We start from the raw sequence: 17,742 nt of genomic DNA, 5'->3' as shown, positions 1-17,742 counted from the left end.
GGAGGAAAGCGCAGTTGAGTTGGGATAGAATTGGACATGGGCGAACCTTGTTTAGCTTCTTCCGAAGCGTTATTGGTGTAACTCCCATTATATCAATGGGTTGAGCAAGGTTCGCCTTTTTTTATGAATAATTCGGGCTAGTTGGCGTTGGCTGAAGAGGTCACCGTAAGTTCTCAGCCCATATGGAATGGTCCAAAAGTTTCTTGGGTCATCTGGCAGGCGGGTTTCGGGCCTCCATTCAGGTTTGGCACTCTTCGCAACTGCTTCGGCTTCCTGGGTAGGTGATAAATACAGGCGGCCGCGTTTCCCTTCAACAACGACGGCCATTAAGCGAACGCCTAGCCGGCCTGCTTCACCCTCACCTTTGATATGCGGACCTGATATCGGGGTTCCTGACATCAAACAGGTGAAGTTGGCGCCCCTTGCAGCCTTGGTTCCTTGCTTTGCTTCAACAGGAGGGATTCCTACTTTGATTTCAAACCGATACTGATCACCCTCAATAACCGGCTCTACGTATGCCTCTTTGCCCTTTTTACTGGACAACACGAAGCTGGATGATAGTGGCACTTCTACATGACTGAATGCCGGGTTGGGACTTTTCACGGTTCTGGCCCAAAGCCAGGCAATGACGGTCAGTTCCTCACCTTCATAGGCTTTCAGGTCGGGCCGCTCGGCGGCCATATCTGAAGTGACCTTGATTTTAGGGTACAAATGACCGATGCGCCTAAAGGCCTCGTCGCGCATCCAGTGGCCATAGCGTCGCACGTCTTCGGCAAGGCCTTTAGCACCGGTCCAGTCTTCCATCATGTTCTGCTGCTTTTCACCTTCCGGCAGCGGGCCAACTGGCGCCTGCCCGGCAAACTTAGGCGGAATCTCGATCATCGCTTTGTTGATCATTACCGCCACCGGGTTCAGGTCGCTGGCATAGCTTTCCAGTCCCAACCGCTGGGCTTCCAGCGGAATGGCACCTCCCCCGGCAAAGGGATCGTGGAAGGCTGGCAGCTTGTCTGGATTAAACAGCTCAGCAGCCTGCGGATGATTACGATTAAGGTGGCAGGTTTCACGCCAGCTTTCCCAAATCGCTGCGCGGGCGCGGTTCAGCACCTCTTCGTTGTTGGTATTTTCCCATTTCACCAGATCGCGGATGATCTGGAACAGCTTCTCCCGCTTGATCTCCGCCTCTTTCTTGTTTACCCCATACCCCAGCTCGCGCTGATACCCGGGATCGTTCACTAGCTGGGCAAAGAGTACCGCGCGTGCAGCGGCAAGGGGTCGGCGTGCCCACCAAAGGTGGAGGGTGCTGGGGTGGCCGTGACGAATGGATTTCTCGCGCGCCGCTGCGGTGTTAATGTCATCCAGTGGTAGGGCCACTTCGATGAGTTTTTTGGGCGTTTTAATGCTGATCATGAATATTCCTACTTCCAGGTTGCCGGGCGCTGCAGAGTAACGCCGTCGGCAGTGGTAACGGTCTCAGGCAGCTGGCTAGTCTGTACCTTTTTTCTGCTTATCTGAAAAGCAGTGGTAGCGGCCTGGCTGAGCTGGTTGGAGTTTCTGCCCGGCGGCTGGGCAATCACGATTTTTTTGTTAGGAAAGCGCTCACGTACAAGCTGAACGGGCGTGGTCAGGTCGCTGTCTGCAGAGATGATCAAGGCGGTATCAAAGTTGTCATCGAAGGCGTCGGCGATAAGCTGAACCGCAATATTTACATCGGTCATCTTTTCCTCATAGTCGGGCCAGCTGGCCCCACAGCTCCGACATTGGCGGGTTTTCCTCAAGTAGTGTCCGTGGTGAATCTGCAGGTTGTTGCGCGTGAGCAACGCATCAAGATAGTCGTCTTGCCGCTGTTTATCGGCGTGGTTGTTTCCAACCAGTCTCAGCCGAGCTGTAAAATAGTGGGTGGCTTCCAGCATTTGGCCGGGGATCATGAGTGCCGTTGAGAGCGCCTCAAGATCGAGCCAGTAGTAGCGCTTCCAGCCCTTGTTTTTCAGGCCAAAATACAGGTTGAAGCCGTCGATGTAACTGATAACCCGGCTCATAAAGCGCTCCAGGCTGAGTTGGAAAAGACTTGACAAAGCTGGGTGGGGTAACTAGAGTTTGCCTCGTAAACCCCGCTAGCGAGAGCATCGCTGGCCCGGCGCCACCCTTGAGGTGGCGTTCTTCTTTCTATACCCCCCAAACGAAAGATTCCCAGAATCACTGGCTCGCCCCTTTTTCGGCCTTGCCGAGCAGATACTTCAGTTCATAATTCACAGACGGCACCCCGAAATCTGGCTCGGTCGTAAATGGATTCTTTACGTAGTAAGGGCCTTCGTAATCGTCCCCATCAACCAGCACAATGGCCAGCCAGAATTTGTCTGCCTGGTTGAGGGCATAGAGAATCTCGTTGCGACTCACTGTGATCACTTCCTGGCCCTTCGCTCGGCCTTTTACTTCGATGTGCCGGTCTTGCGGCAATGAGCCATCGGGTAGGGTGGCGGGGCGAGCCGTGATGTCCCAGCCGCATTTCTCCGCAGATACGTCTTTGGTGGCGTGACCAAGGGATTCCTCATGCCGAATGACAGCCTGCATGGCAACTTGCTCAATACGAGCGCGGGCCTGGGCATCAACCGTGACTGTGGTTTCGCCCTTGCGCATAGCTAACAGCCCTTGGGGTATGACGAGCGCACCGCCGATAACGACTGGTGTACTGGAAACAACACTTTTCATGGCTTCCAGCTCTCGCTTTCGCTGGGCAAGGCGTTCGGTAAGTTCATCCACTCGGCGGCGAGCCATTTCGGGCTGCATGCGGGGCTGCTTGCCGGCGGCTACATCATCACTGAGCTTGATGTAGCGATCTGACCAGTAGTTGATTTCCTTAACCAGTCTCTCGTTAACAGCGGCCATAACCTTGTCTGCTTGTCGCTCACGGCGAGTTTTTACTTCCTGATAGTGCTCCGGAACCAGCTTTTGAGATGCATGGTGCAGGGCCAGCGCTTCAAGGTTATCCGTTATCCAAGGGGCATTGAGAATGTCCTGGATCAGTTTGTGGTCGTAGTTATCGATTGGCTGAAGATCCAGGTGTGGCGCCCAGCCTGCATGGTGGGTACCGCCCTTCTCGTCAATTTCAACGAACTGCAAGCGGCGGGATGCAATGACAGGTTTCCCACCGCTACTTTGATGTTCACCCTCGCGGATGCTGTGGTCCACCATAAACAGGACTTTCGGTTCGATCCCGTCGTCATTGGGATCTACCAGCACGGCACCCTGTTTCAGTTTGCTTCGATGGGCGGACAGAACCAAGTCTGTAGTAGCAGCCATTAGCGGGTGGTTGGGGTGAATCAGGTCAGCCATTGGTTTGCCAGACATACGGATCAGCTGCTTTTCAAAGCAGATGCGCTCGTACTTTTTGAGTACGGGTGTGCGGCTTTCCCCGATAATCCTGTCTCGCTCGCGGATGGCTGCGGGCACATGACGTACTTCATAGCGCCCCGACTCTCGTTGGCGCATCTCACCACTTAACGTCTGGAACGCTTCGGTGAAGAAGGCTCGGATGAAGTAGGGCTGGAGCTTGCGCGCCTCAGCCTTTTCCATTTCTTCTTTCACCGCGTAGAGATCCTGCAAGGACATGTGCTGCTCGACCAGCGCATTGCGTTTGAGGATTTCCTTGAGGTGTTCGGTATCCAAGGCACCATCAATGACCTGATTGAGCTTGGCTTTAACCTCGGCGGACTCGCCGTAGCGAATGGCCTCGACCAATAGATCCTTGAGGGACTGGTTCTCGAAGGCTTCGCCAAGAATGTCGAATACCTTGCCACCCAACGCCTGTTTCTCGACCTCCAGTTTGTCGAAGAGCTTTTTGAAAACCTCGCCTTCACGGGTTTCGTTGGCCACCAGGTTCCAAAGATGGCAGACCTCAGTTTGTCCGATTCGGTGAATACGACCAAAGCGCTGTTCCAAGCGGTTGGGGTTCCAGGGAAGGTCGTAGTTGACCATGAGGTTCGCGTTTTGCAGGTTAACGCCCTCCCCTGCGGCATCGGTAGCTACCAACACCAACACCTCGGGGTTATTACGGAACTCTTCCTGGGCCTTGCGGCGGTCATCCCGGTTGGTTCCGCCGTGAATGGTGATCACGGCACCAGGGTCTCCCAGCATGCCGGAGATGCGGTGCACCAAGTAGTTCAGGGTGTCTTTATGCTCGGTGAAGATAATGAGCTTGCGGCGACTGTCACTGGAGGTGTACATCTCGGGACGGTCTTGCAACAGGTGGGAGAGCTCTTCCCATTTCTTGTCGTTGCCAGACTGCACTACCGTCCTTGCCTGATATTCCAGGTCCTTGAGGATCACGATTTCAGCTTCCAGCTCTGGAATGGTCTCGGCAGCTGTGGCCTGATCTACGACCTGCTCAGAGAGGATTTCGTATTCTTCTGCGCTGAGTTCATCGTCTTCCAGTTCGTCGATGTTGTCCGGAATGTCGAGCTTCTTGGTGACCTGGTACTCTCCAAGAGTCTCAGCAATGCCGTTGTTTTTGGCCTGTGAAGCCGACTGGCCCCGGGCAACGAGCTTCATCTCTTCCAGCCGGGATTCCAAACGTTTGCGCCGGCGCTTAAGGGACTGGTAAATGGCTTCAGGGCTGGAGGCCAGCCGACGTTGGAGCTGGGTGAGAGCGAAGCCTACGGTGCCTCTGCGTTTACCATCCAGACTATCCGCCCGGTTCATTTCGTTGCGGACGTAGTCGGTGACCTGTGCGTAGAGCTCTGCCTCAGCATCAGACAGCTGATAGTTGGCAGAATAGGCACGACGTTCCGGGAACAGGGGGGTGCCATCAAACTTGAGCAGCTCTTCCTTGACCATGCGGCGCATCATGTCTGAGACGTCAACTTTGTGTGCACCTTCGCGGAATTTGCCGTAGAAGCGGTCGCCATCCAGCAGCGAGAGCCAAATCTGGAAGTCTTCTTCCTTGCCGTTGTGAGGGGTGGCTGTCATTAGCAGGAAATGGCGGGTGATCGAGCCCAGAAGCTCTCCAAGCTGGAAGCGCTTGGTTTTATTGACCTTGCTGCCATAGTAGTTGGCCGAGAGCTTGTGGGCTTCGTCTACGATGATCAGATCCCACTCAGTGTTCTTGAGCTTCTCCTGGAAGTCTTCGTTGCGGGATAGCTGGTCAAGGCGACAGATAAGCAGGTCAGCTTCGTCGAAGTAGTTGCCAGAGGCGCACTGTTCCTGCTTTTCGCGGCTGAAGATCTCGAACTGAACGCCGAACTTCTCCAGCATTTCGTCTTGCCACTGTTCGGTTAGCCCACCCGGGGAGACTATCAGCACCCGCTTGGCATCAGCTCTCATTAGCAGCTCGCGAATGAGCAGGCCCGCCATGATGGTCTTGCCTGCCCCCGGGTCATCGGCCAACACGAACCGCAGAGGCTGGCGGGGGAGCATTGACTCGTAGACTGCTGAGATCTGGTGTGGCAATGGTTCTACATTGGATGTGTGAACCGCCATCATGGGGTCGAATAGGGCTGCCTGGGTTATTCGGTAGGCTTCCAGGCCGAGCTTAAAGTCTGCCCCGGGCGCATCAAATGCCCAAGGGCGACCAGCCTCTGCCATCTCCAGGCGGGCTTCATCGGAACGGAACAGCATTTGCTCGTTGAGGCGGCCCTGGCTGTCTTTGTAGTAGATGGTCAGAGCATGCTCGCCAACAGGCTCCGTTTGCACGATGCGGACGATCTCTTCGCCCTGGATGCCTCGGATTTGGGCGTCTTTCTTGATGTCTTCCAGTTTGATCATTCAATGTCTCCCCAGTCCCTGGTAGTTTTGCCGGTAGTTCTTCTCTCTCTACTTGCCGGTAGGTTAGTCGCAGATGAGTCATAGCCAGGGGCCAGATTCAGGTTTTCCACACCGTACAATGTTGGTTGATTGCTCAGCCAAAGATGATATTCAGGTCCTTCTAAACTATGTTCTGCCGAGCAATCTACATTCCACCGGCGCAAAACATACCCTGCAACGGCAGCACGAACCTGAACGTTTAGTTGTCCACCCTGCATACCATACTCGTATTCAATCGTTTCCGGGTGCGTCAGTTTTGGGTGGGGAACCAGATGCATGTCCACTATTCGATTCCACTGGATATCAGCGTCTTTCGTCTCCTTGGATCCGAAGTTTGTATCTACCAGTGGGCAGACATCGCTGATTCGGTTGATAACAAAGTCGCTGAATTTGTCACGGAAGCGATCATAAGCGCGAACGTGCCACCTCAAACCATTGTCCACAAGCGCATGAGGAATAATCTCCCGCTGGGTTACTCCGCTACTAAGAGACCGATAGTCAATCTGTAGTGGGATTCTGTGATAAATCGCTCGACTGACGGCAGAAATCTTATCCAGGTGTGGCAGGTTAAGCTGGGTCGGTGTGTCAGTTGGGATTAGAGCCTGATGAGTCCCAAGGTAGTCATCACCCAGACCTTGGCTCAGTGCCGACAATGCCTGGCTTTGTGAACAGGAAAACAACGGAGAGAATTTAGTGGCGGCGGTATAGACCTTAGCCTTCGTATCATATTCGAGATTTCCAGGAGCTACTTCTTTGTAAAGCGATAGATCTCGCGTTGCAGCCGCCGCTTTAATTCCAAACCGATTGACGAGATCAGCGCGGGAAACTTCGCCCAAAAATCTGAGCTTGAAGTCTATGTGAAAAAGCCGCTCTCTTTGAGCCTGGCTGATGTCTTCCAGTCCATCTCGGGGCATTTTTCTTCCGTCTAGGAGTCAATTTGTACCCTTATGGGCAGGACCTCATTGTGCCATATCCGACTTATTTTGGAACTGGGTGGTCATCAAAAAGAGGCGCATTGCTGTAAGGACCACGTAAGGGCATCTAGCCGAGGATCGCCTTGCGGCACTGCTGAAAATCTAAAGAGCGCAGAATCGATCTCGCATCCTCATAGGTATGAGGAAATCTCAATGATCACCCCCCTCGCTTTCAAGGTCTGGTAGCATTCTTCCGAATCATCATCCCTTATCAAACGCAGATCATCTTCCAGATAGACCGGGGCTGATTTCTCCTTTGTTCGCGAACGAACCTTCGGTGATGGTGCGGCCGGCTTTCTCTCTTCCAGGTGTTTTATATGAGCCACCAACTCAAATAAATCATCATTTGGACACTCCGACAGAGCTTGGTCTGCAACAGTAGGAGCGATGTCCTCTCCGATACCCATCTGGACCAATATTGTAACCAGGCTATCCCGCTTGGAGCCTTTAGCTTCAGCGGGGCTTTCCTGATCAAATGACTCAAGATGAGCTGCAGACTGCAACGAGCTTTGAGCCCGGAGAGACTCTCGGGGAACATCGAGATCGGCATACTGGAGAATCGTTGCCTCAAGACCACTCCGCAAAGCGGCAATCATTGGATGAATCATGGCAAGCTCTTCTTGATAGACCTTGTTTACAAGAGTCCGATCAATCACTTCCCTGCCAGCGACGACAGCTCGCGCCTGGCTGAGGTAAAAAAGAGCAACAGCGATGTGCGCAATTCCTTGCGTATACTCCCAGAACAAATCCATTATTTCCTGGCTCAGGGGAGTGGGGCTTTCAAACCACTGAAGCTTCCATAACCGTTTGAAAAATCGCTCCCACTCTCCATCAGCCCCCTCATTCTCAGCCCGTGCAAACCGTCCCCAGTCCAAACTACCAAATTGCGCTGCTCGCCTTGCCGATCTCATGGTTGGCTGGAAAAGCTCCAAAGCCTTTGGCGTTCCGATGAAAAGAACCGGAACCTTGATGACGTTAGTCAGCGTCACGAAGAAATTTAGCATCTTTACCGCCCCGCCAAATCGGGACTTCTCCAAGTGCTGAATTTCATCAATGGCAAGAACACCAACTGAATGTAATGCTGATACTCGGGCGATATCCCCAAGCATGGACTCCGCCGAAGACCGGCTTTTTACGTAGAGCGCCTGGTAATCCGTACCCAGCGCATCATCGACAGCCCGGAAAAAATTGGTACATAGACTCTTGACCGAGCCATCATGAGGGCACTCCACCTTCAGCCAGACCAATTGGGCATGCTGGTATTCTGGATGATAAATCGCTTGCGGGTAGGTTTTCAGGATTGCTTCTACAGCCGTGGATTTGCCGGTGCCGGAACACCCGATAACGGAACTCACGAGGGCCTCATTTCCGGCATTTCGAACGATCGCATTAAAATCGGTATGGCCAACGTCGTCCAGGTTGCGTTGATAGTCCGGAGTCGCAATATTTCGGCTAAGGTAGCCGCGACGAATCATGCCGGAAATCATCTGCTCTAATTGGAGATGGGATTTCGTTGGGTACAGGAATTGATCCAGAATCCTCATCATGGCGTGGCGACGAATGTGGGCTGGCAATGCCTTTTCAGCCTCGTCGACTTTTGGGAAACGAGCCAGCATCCTCGCTGTATCCTGCGGCGAATTAATGGGTGGCAGGGCATTGATTAAGGGCTGTCCTTCGTATTCCCGGATTTCTGCTTCCCGATATTGTGCCAGTGGCAGTTTAATCATCGTCGTCCTCCAAGAAGGCATCCATATCCGGGTAATCGAGACTGTCGTTTGATTGGATCTTATTAGAGCGGAACGGCACTACATCCGCCGGACGGTCACGCTTTGAACGTTTCTTGGATTTGATTCCGCTGCGATTTCGCTCAACCTCTTTTTCTGTGGCTCGGTTCTGCCGTATGCCCCGAAGTCGCTCAGAGTCAGTAAGGGACGGTTCACTGGTTTTCTGCCGCTTCTTCGCGTTCGAAACGATCGCCTCAACCGCGGATAAGGCATCCGGCTTCTGATAATCCTCCTCTTGTTTGGCTGTGGCTTTGGTGCGATTCATCTCTTTCAGTATTCCTGCGGCCTCCACGAAGCTCATGCCTTTATATCGCCTACTTCGGTCCGAAAGCTCGCATACCCAGTAGCTTTCGAATTTGGAATCAGGTCTCAGATAAACAGTGTCAGTCCGTCTCGGGTCAAAAGCGATTTCTACTCTTGAAGGGCGGTTCGGGCGAATGCGATCAAACCAGCCTTGCGCCAGCGCCTCCTGACAGGTGTACACAATTCCTTTGAAGGTGATGCCAACCTGTGACACCGTTCCACTCTCATAGGGCAGGAGATTAATGCGGGCCAAGTCTTCATCACAGGAGCGAAGCTGGCCGGTACGGTTTTGAATTCCCCAGTTCCATAGTTCACGCGGCACTGCGGGCAAGTCCGTTGGCATATCAGGTGCGAAATCATAACCTTCAACAACATGCTGGGTGTTGTAGATGATGACGAGGTTAATCAACATTTTTGTGAACTCAGAGAGGTTAAGTACAGCATCCAGCTCGAAGCGTTTTCCGGTACGCTTTTTCCCATTCACTGGCTCGACTACCCCGCCAACATAGGGCCGAAACTTACTCTGAATAGTGTTGAAAAATCGCTCACAGATCGCTTTGTCATCACCGCGATAGGCGCGTGAATTGCTCAATTGAATGTTGAATCTGTTAACCAGCACATCCGCTTGTTTGTAAAGAAGCTCACCGCGGTCAGCCATGATAGACGCGGGAAGGCCGAAACTTGGCCAGTCTTCTTTACCGATAGCTATCCCATAACCTCGACAATACGTTGTTTTATCGCTGAAAGCGTTACTAAGAGCTAACATTGCTGCAACCCATGAGGGATTCTCAAGACCCACATACATTCCAACAACCATACGGCTGAATACATCTTTAACGAAATACAAAACCGGACGGCCAATGATGAGAGCAGGATCGTCTTCTGCTACTAAATAGAGATCCGCAATGGTCGCGTCTATTTCATACCGGGCTCCCGGGCCGAAGTTGAGATTGCCTGAAGTGCTGGTCAAAGCCCGTTTATCTTTTTGATAAATGCGGCTTGGAGTCCGTGTCCTTACCACATCAGACTTCCGGTAATTCGTTTCATAGAAGTACCGGAATTGTCTCATCGTGGGCATACTTTTCTGTGTTGCCGAGGGATAGCGCGCTTTAAAAAGACCGACTGCCTTGTCTTTTGCGGCAGTCAAAGGAACCTTCTCACTGGTTAGATAAAAACCATCGAGTGCCATCCGAAACAGTTCAGCAATTTCCTCTGTGACTGGCACTCCCACTCCGGGCGTAACTGAACGTTTTGGACCAACCTTTTGCTCCACCTCACGTCTGGGACGCCCTTTGGCCCCGCATTTGTGGTAATCGGGTACCAGGGCATTCGGAGCCATTCCCCTTTGCCAATATCGACGAAGTTGTCTAGTGATATATAACCTTGGCTTATCGGTGGATTTAAGGAGTTCTTTTATCAGCCGATTGCGTTCGTTTTTAACCAAAAGTGATTGATAGTGTTCCAACAATGGACTGATCGTGGCCCAGGCTTCATCACGTCTTTGGGCGCCGATGCTGCCATCCTCGACACTCGGCATCGGATAAGGGTCGGAAATGGAGTCATACCCAACCGAACGTAGCTCGTCTTCTGACATTGGGAAAGGCCAGGCCTTGTCACTGTCGACGTCGATTAGCATCAAATCTGAGAGGTGCTCAAGAACCACACGATATCGCTTGCCTGTCGAGGGATCCTGGAATACTTGATTAAGAAGCATTGTTCACCTCGCTGGCGAACTCTGGCTTTCGTAGAGTCAGGTCTCCGAATTTCCAGCTGTGAAATGCGTTGTTCAGAGGAGCCTTTATGAAACGGTGAGCTACAGCGTATCGAAAGATACTCAAATGGAATCCGCGATCGACGTTATATTGGTCATCAAGCTTCGCACAAAGCCGTGTGATCTTGGTTTGTGGATGCGACTGAAGCCGATGGAAAAGATCCTGCACATCTGAATAATCCACCTCTTGATGTGCCGCCATATCCGGGGATAGATAGGGCTGGATCCACAAAAGGTTTTCTCGCATCCCATCTGTGACTTCTCTCTCTGTGAAAATCTTCCATTCCACATCACGAGTTTCCCAGTAGGTTTTTTCAATCTGGAGCTTCTCCATCACTCTCAGCTTGGATAGCTCCGACGACGATTTCACTGCAATCGCCAACCGATGGCCCGACGAGAAGTCGACTAATAGATCCGTTGAAACCACCGTTAAACTGCCATGCATCTGGGGATGACGGATTCCCAGTCGAGCACAAATGTCGAGGGTATCGTCTATTGGCAGGGGGTATTGTTCACGGATATCGGTCGTTTGCTCGAACTGATCGAATACGAGGAACGCTAGTAGTTCTATACCGGACAGCAGATGATGAATCCGTCCTACCGAGGCACTGCGGATTCTTACGCTCTCACCTGAACTGCTGAGTTCATGAACCTTGATGAAAGGTTCATAGTCTTTGCCTGATCCCAATCCACGAGTTTTCAACAATTTCTCGTGTTTTGGATCAAGCGGTTTGTTGGCATCTGTCATGAAAAAAGCCCCCTGCTATGTTGAGAATAGCAGGGGGCTTTTTTTGATCAAACTTTAATGTAAATTATCAAACATTAATGTTATTTTTCAAACTTTAATGTCCTCTGACACTCCTCTTGCCTGACCAATGGCGGTTTATTCTACCGTCACACTTTTGGCCAGATTTCGAGGCTGGTCCACATCCGTGCCCTTGAGCACCGCCACATGATAGGACAGCAGCTGCAGCGGAACCGTATAAACGATCGGGGCAGTAATCGGATGCACTGAAGGAAGCTGCATCACATGGATGCCCTCTTCCGGCTTCACGTCCGCCTTTTTATCGGCAAACACGAATAACTCACCACCCCGGGCGCGGACTTCTTCCAGGTTGGATTTGAGCTTTTCCACCAGGTCGTTGTTCGGCGCTACGGTGACGACCGGCATCTCACTGTCTACCAGAGCCAGGGGGCCATGCTTGAGCTCACCGGCCGGGTAGGCCTCGGCGTGGATGTAGGAAATTTCCTTCAGCTTCAGGGCACCTTCCAGGGCAACCGGGAACTGGGAACCACGACCCAGGAAAAGGCTGTGGTGTTTGTCCATAAACGCCTTGGACATCTCGGCAATCTCGCCATCCAGGGCCAGCACATCACTCACCTGGCCGGGCAGCAGGTGGATCGCCTCCACGATCTCTGTCTCCTGGTCTTCAGGCAGGCCGTTGTGGCGGGCCAGTGCCAGGGTAAAGATCAGCAATGCCGTCAGCTGGGTGGTGAAGGCCTTGGTGGAGGCAACGCCGATTTCCGGCCCGGCCTGGGTCATGATCACCAGGTCCGATTCCCGCACCAGGGAACTGCCGGGTACGTTGCAGATCGCCAGGGCGGCACGGAAACCGGCTTTCTTGGCCTGACGCAGGGCGGCCAGGGTGTCGGCGGTCTCACCGGACTGGGAAATGCACAGGAACAGGGTGTCCTGCTGGATCACATGCTTGCGGTAGCGGAACTCGGAAGCCACCTCTACAGAGCAGGGCACGCCGGCCAACTCCTCAATCCAGTAGCGGGCCACCATTCCGGCGTGGTAGCTGGTGCCGCAGGCAATGATCTGGACATGACGAACGTTTTCGAGCAGATTCGCCGCATCGGTACCCAGGGCCTGTTCCAGTACCCGGGTGTTGGTTACCCGGCCTTCCATGGTGGCCTTGATGACCCTGGGCTGCTCGTAGATTTCCTTGAGCATGAAGTGGCGGTATTCGCCCTTGTCGGCGGAATCGGCGCCGTGCTCGAATCGGGTAATCTCCCGCTCCACGCTCTGCCCGTCCCGATCAAGGATGGCAATACCATCCTTGCGGATATCAGCAATGTCCCCCTCTTCGAGGAACATGAACCGGTCGGTGACCGGCAGCAGAGCCAGCTGATCGGAGGCAATAAAGTTCTCGCCGATACCGACACCGATCACCAGGGGACTGCCTTCGCGGCATACCACGAGATGATCAGGCTCATCCCCGTGGACCACTGCCAGGGCATAGGCGCCGCGGAGGCGAGCGATGGCCGCCCGGACCGAGTCCTGGAGGTTACCCAGGGAACGGTAGTTCTTTTCGATCAGGTGCGCGATCACTTCGGTATCGGTTTGCGAGGTGAACTCAAAACCCTCGGCACGCAGCTCTTCGCGAAGTTCCTGATAGTTCTCGATAATGCCGTTATGGACGATGGCCAGGCGGTCACCCGACATGTGCGGGTGGGCATTGAGCTGGGACGGCTCGCCATGGGTGGCCCAGCGGGTGTGGGCAATGCCCAGATGGCCCGCGAGGGGGTTGGCTTTCATGGCGTCTGCCAGTGAGGCGACCTTGCCCACTTCCCGAGCGCGCTGGACGCCGTGGTCACCACCGATCACGGCCATACCGGCGGAGTCGTATCCCCGGTATTCCAGGCGGCGCAGACCCTCAAGAAGGATGCCCTGAACGTCCCGTTCCGAAACCGCGCCTACAATTCCACACATACTGTTCTACCTGTCTGTTGATCGTTTGAGTCAGTGTTTCTTCGGCTTTTCCCAGCCGGAGATATTCCGCTGGCGGCCACGGGCCACGGCCAGTTCGCTGTCCGCCACATCCCGGGTAATGGTGGACCCGGCTCCGATGGTGGCGTCTGCCGCGACCGTCACCGGCGCTACCAGGGAGGTATTGGAACCCACAAAAACGCCGTCACCGATCACGGTCCGGTACTTGTTCACACCATCATAATTACAGGTGATGGTTCCTGCACCCACATTCACATTACGGCCCAGTGAGGCATCGCCCACGTAGCTCAAGTGGTTGATCTTGCTGCCCTCGCCGACCACGGCCTTTTTGGTTTCAACGAAATTTCCCACCTTGGTGTTGGCGGCCAGTTCAGTGCCGGGACGAATACGGGCAAATGGCCCGACCTGGGCGTTGGCACCGATCGTAGCACCTTCAATCACGCTGTTGGCCCTGATTTCAGCGCCCTCAGCGATGGTGGCATCCTTGATCACACAGCCGGGCCCGATCGACACGTTGCTGCCCAATGTGACCCTGCCCTCAAAAACCACATTCACATCAATCCACAGATCGTTGCCGATGGTCAGCTCTCCGCGCACATCAACCCGCGCCGGATCAGCCAAAGTGGCGCCTTCGGCCATCAACCGGTCTGCCTCCCTACGCTGGAACCAGCGCTCGAGTTCAGCCAGCTGAAGGCGGTTGTTGACGCCCTGTACCTCGTAGGGGTCCTTGGGCTGGGAAACCGAAACGTTCAGGCCCTGCTCCACCGCCATGGCAATAATATCGGTCAGGTAGTACTCGCCCTGGGCATTGCTGTTGGACAGCGCCGGCAGCCAGGTTTTCAGATGCTTCGCCGAAACCGCAAGAATGCCTGTGTTGACCTCGCGGATCTGTTGCTGTTCCGGCGAAGCGTCTTTCTGCTCCACGATGGACTGCACCGCGCCATTGGCATCGCGGACAATGCGGCCGTAACCGTGGGGATTGTCCATGGTCACCGTCAGAAGCCCAAGGGTGTTGTCATCCAGGGTGCCAACCAGTGCGTCCAGGGTATCGTGACGGGTAAGCGGGACATCGCCATAAAGCACCAGAACCCTGGCCTCGTCCGGAAGATCGGGCAGGGCCTGGGCAACGGCGTGGCCGGTACCCAGCTGCTCACTCTGGGTCACCCAGTTCACCGAGGCCCCGGTGGTGGTTTCCCTAACCCTGTCGGCACCATGCCCGATCACAGTGTGAATCTTTTCGGCGCCCAGCTGTTTGGCCGTGGCAATCACATGATGAAGCATGGGGCGACCGGCCACCGGGTGGAGAACCTTGGGCAGGGCGGATTTCATTCTGGAACCCTGGCCAGCGGCCAGAATGACAACGTGTAACGGGCTCATGGAATGGTCAGGCTCCCGGTGTATGGAATGTCTTGAATCGGAAAATAAAAAAACCGCACCCCTCGGGACCGGAGGCCCAACGCCGGGCGTTGGTCTTCCAGCCGCTCAGGATGCGGCTTCGGTGTTCGGCACACCCGAAACAGAAATGCTTAGCGCATTTTGTTACGCAGCTGCTGGATGGTGCGAAGCTGGGCAACAGCCTCGGCCAGCTCTGCAGCGGCACGGGAGTACTCGAATTCACCGGTCTTGTTGGCAAGTGCTTTCTCGGCTTCTTTCTGAGCCTCAAGTGCGGCTGCTTCGTCCACATCCTTTGCACGAACCGCAGTATCCGCCAACAAAGTGACCAGATTGGGCTGGACCTCCAGATATCCGCCGGACACGTAAAGAATCTCTTCTTCACCGCCCTGCTTGATGATCCGAATGGGACCCGGCTTCAGCTCGGTCAGCAGCGGGGTGTGACCCGGGGCAATACCCAGGTCACCTTCAGAGCCCGCAGCGATCAGCATTTCAACCAATCCGGAATAGATCTTTGTTTCGGCACTTACCACATCACAATGCACGGTCATACCCATGTCAGTTGCCTCTTTGATCGATCCGGAAACAAGTGCTTCGGCTCAGATTAACTCTTTGCCTTGCTCTTCATTTCCTTCGCTTTCTCGACCGCTTCCTCAATAGTACCAACCATGTAGAACGCCTGCTCGGGCAATTCGTCATAGTCGCCATTCAGGATGCCCTTAAAGCTGCTGATGGTTTCCTTGAGGGAAACGTACTTACCAGGCGAACCGGTGAAAACTTCAGCAACGTGGAACGGCTGGGACAGAAAACGCTCGATCTTACGGGCACGGGCAACGGTCAGCTTGTCTTCTTCTGACAGTTCGTCCATACCCAGGATGGCGATGATGTCTTTCAGCTCCTTGTAGCGCTGCAGGTTTGTCTGCACGCCACGGGCCACTTCGTAATGCTCCTGGCCGATCACCAGCGGATCCAGCTGACGGGAGGTGGAATCCAGGGGATCGATCGCCGGGTAGATACCCTTTGAAGCGATGTCACGGCTCAGTACCACGGTCGCATCGAGGTGCGAGAAGGTGGTCGCAGGCGACGGGTCCGTCAGGTCATCCGCCGGTACGTAGACCGCCTGGATAGAGGTGATAGAGCCGTTCTTGGTGGAGGTAATCCGTTCCTGCAGCTCACCCATTTCCTGGGCCAGCGTCGGCTGATAACCTACCGCGGAAGGCATACGGCCCAGCAGTGCCGATACCTCGGTACCGGCCAGGGTGTAACGGTAGATGTTGTCAACGAACAACAGTACGTCACGACCTTCGTCACGGAACTTCTCAGCGATGGTCAGACCGGTCAGGGCCACACGCAGACGGTTTCCGGGAGGCTCGTTCATCTGACCGTAGACCATGGCAACCTTGTCGAGAACGTTAGACTCCTTCATTTCATAATAGAAGTCGTTACCTTCCCGGGTCCGCTCACCCACACCCGCGAATACGGAGAGACCGGAGTGCTCTTTCGCGATGTTGTTGATCAGCTCCATCATGTTTACGGTTTTACCAACACCGGCACCACCGAACAGGCCAACCTTACCACCCTTGGCGAACGGGCAGATCAGATCGATAACCTTGATACCGGTTTCCAGCAGGTCAGCCGAAGCGGCCTGGTCTGCATAGCTCGGTGCCTTGCGGTGAATGGCCCAGCGTTCGTCTTCGCCGATCTCGCCGGCTTCGTCAATGGGACGACCCAGAACATCCATAATACGACCAAGGGTCTTGGTACCGACCGGTACCGAGATTGCCTTACCGGTGTTTTCTGCTTTCAGGCCACGCTTCAGGCCTTCGGTGCTGCCCATGGCGATGGTACGTACAATGCCGTCACCCAGCTGCTGCTGGACTTCCAGAGTTGTTTCGCCACCTTCAAGCAGCAGTGCGTCATATACTTTGGGTACGGAGTCACGTGGGAATTCCACGTCGATAACCGCGCCAATGATCTGAACGATTTGTCCGCTACTCATGCTCGGTTCCTCGTTATCTTGATAGTCAATAAAACCAGTTGGATTGTGGGCCGGATCAGACCGAAGCGGCGCCGCTCACAATCTCCGATATCTCTTGGGTAATGGCTGCCTGACGCGCCTTGTTATAAGCCAGCTGAAGTTCGTCGATAATGCTACCGGCGTTATCAGTTGCGCTCTTCATGGCGATCATCCGGGCTGCCTGTTCACATGCCAGATTTTCTACCACACCCTGGTACACCTGGGATTCAATAAAACGTGGCAGAAGGCCATCGAGGATCTGCCTGGCATCGGGCTCGTAGAGATAATCCCACTGGTTCTTGATCTCTTCTTCGTCTTCGCTCGGAGGCAGGGGCAGAAGCTGCTGTACCTTCGGGCTTTGGGTCATGGTGTTGACGAATTCGTTGCTCACCACGTACAGGCGATCAATCTTGCCCTCGGAGAACGAATCCAGCATGACCTTGACGTTGCCGATGAGTTTTTCAGAGCTCGGGCTGTCACCCAGGTGGGTCAATGCCGCAATGACATTACCGCCATAGCTCCGGAAAAAGGAAGCCCCTTTCTGCCCGATGGCGCACAGATCGGTTTCCACTCCTTTTTCTTTCCACGCTTTCATTTCACGGACAAGCGCTTTGAACAGGTTGATGTTCAGACCACCGCAGAGGCCACGATCAGTTGACACCACGATATAGCCCACGCGCTTAACGTCGCGCTCGAGCATGAACGGGTGCTTGTACTGAGCGTTCGCCTTGGCAATGTGCCCGATCACCTGACGCATCTTGTCGGCATACGGGCGAGTCGCCTGCATGCGTTCCTGAGCCTTGCGCATCTTACTCGCAGCCACCATTTCCATGGCGCTGGTGATTTTCTGCGTGCTCTTGATGCTTGAAATCTGGTTACGTATTTCTTTGCCGACGGCCATAACTCACTGCCTTCTCAAGTTAGACACTCGTTGCTATGAAAAGCGGCCCGCGACACACGCCGCAGGCCCG

At 54.2% G+C, this 17,742-nt stretch carries 12 protein-coding genes; all 12 read right to left on the bottom strand.

From position 1 onward, the window contains the following. Nucleotides 1-87: 87 nt before the first annotated feature. The 12 genes from AC13C0_RS20980 to atpG all read right to left on the bottom strand — a co-directional run bounded on the left by AC13C0_RS20980 (nucleotide 88) and on the right by atpG (nucleotide 17,672). Nucleotides 88-1,407 carry a DUF1156 domain-containing protein gene (locus AC13C0_RS20980; protein WP_482954930.1) on the bottom strand — a complete coding sequence of 440 codons (1,320 nt, stop codon included), beginning with the start codon at nucleotides 1,405-1,407 and terminating at the stop codon, nucleotides 88-90. A gap of 8 nt (nucleotides 1,408-1,415) precedes the next feature. Next, entirely contained in the window at nucleotides 1,416-2,036 is a 621-nt protein-coding gene (locus AC13C0_RS20975) for an NYN domain-containing protein (protein WP_341580956.1), read from the bottom strand. A 157-nt stretch (nucleotides 2,037-2,193) separates the two neighbouring features. Next, nucleotides 2,194-5,757 carry a helicase-related protein gene (locus tag AC13C0_RS20970; RefSeq protein ID WP_341580955.1) on the bottom strand — a complete coding sequence of 1,188 codons (3,564 nt, stop codon included), beginning with the start codon at nucleotides 5,755-5,757 and terminating at the stop codon, nucleotides 2,194-2,196. Continuing rightward, nucleotides 5,754-6,710, bottom strand: coding sequence for a WYL domain-containing transcriptional regulator (locus tag AC13C0_RS20965; RefSeq protein ID WP_341580954.1), 957 nt, complete (start codon nucleotides 6,708-6,710; stop codon nucleotides 5,754-5,756). Before AC13C0_RS20965 ends, AC13C0_RS20970 begins: the two co-directional genes overlap by 4 nt. A 191-nt stretch (nucleotides 6,711-6,901) precedes the next feature. Further along, a complete protein-coding gene (locus AC13C0_RS20960) occupies nucleotides 6,902-8,497 on the bottom strand; it encodes an ATP-binding protein (protein ID WP_341580953.1) in 1,596 nt (531 codons plus the stop codon). Then, a complete protein-coding gene (locus AC13C0_RS20955; RefSeq protein WP_341580952.1) occupies nucleotides 8,490-10,571 on the bottom strand; it encodes a Mu transposase C-terminal domain-containing protein in 2,082 nt (693 codons plus the stop codon). The genes AC13C0_RS20960 and AC13C0_RS20955 overlap by 8 nt, the downstream gene beginning before the upstream one ends. After that, nucleotides 10,561-11,376: a TnsA endonuclease N-terminal domain-containing protein gene (locus AC13C0_RS20950; protein ID WP_341580951.1), complete on the bottom strand. Its 816-nt coding sequence runs from the start codon at nucleotides 11,374-11,376 to the stop codon at nucleotides 10,561-10,563. Before AC13C0_RS20950 ends, AC13C0_RS20955 begins: the two co-directional genes overlap by 11 nt. A gap of 135 nt (nucleotides 11,377-11,511) precedes the next feature. Then, nucleotides 11,512-13,344, bottom strand: a complete 1,833-nt coding sequence (glmS, locus tag AC13C0_RS20945) for a glutamine--fructose-6-phosphate transaminase (isomerizing) (RefSeq protein WP_482954929.1) — start codon at nucleotides 13,342-13,344, stop codon at nucleotides 11,512-11,514. A gap of 30 nt (nucleotides 13,345-13,374) precedes the next feature. Then, nucleotides 13,375-14,739 (bottom strand): bifunctional UDP-N-acetylglucosamine diphosphorylase/glucosamine-1-phosphate N-acetyltransferase GlmU, encoded by a 1,365-nt coding sequence (glmU, locus tag AC13C0_RS20940; RefSeq protein ID WP_117618964.1) that lies wholly within the window; start codon nucleotides 14,737-14,739, stop codon nucleotides 13,375-13,377. A 149-nt stretch (nucleotides 14,740-14,888) separates the two neighbouring features. Continuing rightward, nucleotides 14,889-15,311, bottom strand: coding sequence for a F0F1 ATP synthase subunit epsilon (locus AC13C0_RS20935; RefSeq protein WP_117618963.1), 423 nt, complete (start codon nucleotides 15,309-15,311; stop codon nucleotides 14,889-14,891). A gap of 47 nt (nucleotides 15,312-15,358) precedes the next feature. Then, nucleotides 15,359-16,753 carry a F0F1 ATP synthase subunit beta gene (atpD, locus tag AC13C0_RS20930; protein ID WP_117618962.1) on the bottom strand — a complete coding sequence of 465 codons (1,395 nt, stop codon included), beginning with the start codon at nucleotides 16,751-16,753 and terminating at the stop codon, nucleotides 15,359-15,361. Between the two features lie 55 nt (nucleotides 16,754-16,808). Next, on the bottom strand, nucleotides 16,809-17,672 hold the full coding sequence (atpG, locus tag AC13C0_RS20925; RefSeq protein ID WP_117618961.1) for a F0F1 ATP synthase subunit gamma: 864 nt from the start codon (nucleotides 17,670-17,672) through the stop codon (nucleotides 16,809-16,811). Nucleotides 17,673-17,742 lie beyond the last annotated feature (70 nt).

The organism is Marinobacter sp. B-21 (genome assembly GCF_056857895.1).
The sequence above is the reverse complement of the archived record's forward strand: the minus strand, read 5'-3'. Positions and strand labels throughout refer to the sequence as shown.